This is a genomic window from Catenibacterium sp. CAG:290 (assembly GCF_000437715.1).
Classification (GTDB): domain Bacteria; phylum Bacillota_I; class Bacilli_A; order Erysipelotrichales; family Coprobacillaceae; genus Catenibacterium; species Catenibacterium mitsuoka_A.
In genome coordinates this window covers 3301-3650 of record NZ_FR898819.1, presented here as the reverse complement: position 1 = coordinate 3650, position 350 = coordinate 3301, and the positions used below count along the sequence as shown (strand labels likewise).

Annotated in this window: 1 protein-coding gene; it reads left to right on the top strand. The window is 36.6% G+C overall.

Annotated features, from left to right (window positions below; genetic code table 11):
- The coding region (locus QVO42_RS06235) for a PfkB family carbohydrate kinase (RefSeq protein ID WP_288163951.1) at nt 1–350 on the top strand (350 nt) is incomplete at both ends.

Sequence of the window (350 nt, the reverse complement as noted above, 5' to 3'; positions counted from 1 at the left end):
TGCTAAAACAACACTTGCTTTTGTAGATAATGATGAAACAGGAGACCGTAGCTTCTCTTTCTATAGAAAGCCAGGCGCAGATATGATGCTTAGGGAAGACGAAGTAAATTATGAATTAATTGATAACTGCCGTATCTTCCACTTTGGCTCTTTGTCTATGACGGATGAGCCAGTAAGATCTGCTACTTATGCGATGGTTGATTATGCAAAAAAGAAAAATAAGATTATTTCTTTTGACCCTAACTTAAGACCACCTTTATGGAAAAATGAAGATCTTGCAGCTAAACAGATCTGGTATGGTATTGAACAATGCGATATCTTAAAGATTGCGGATAATGAGATTGAATGGC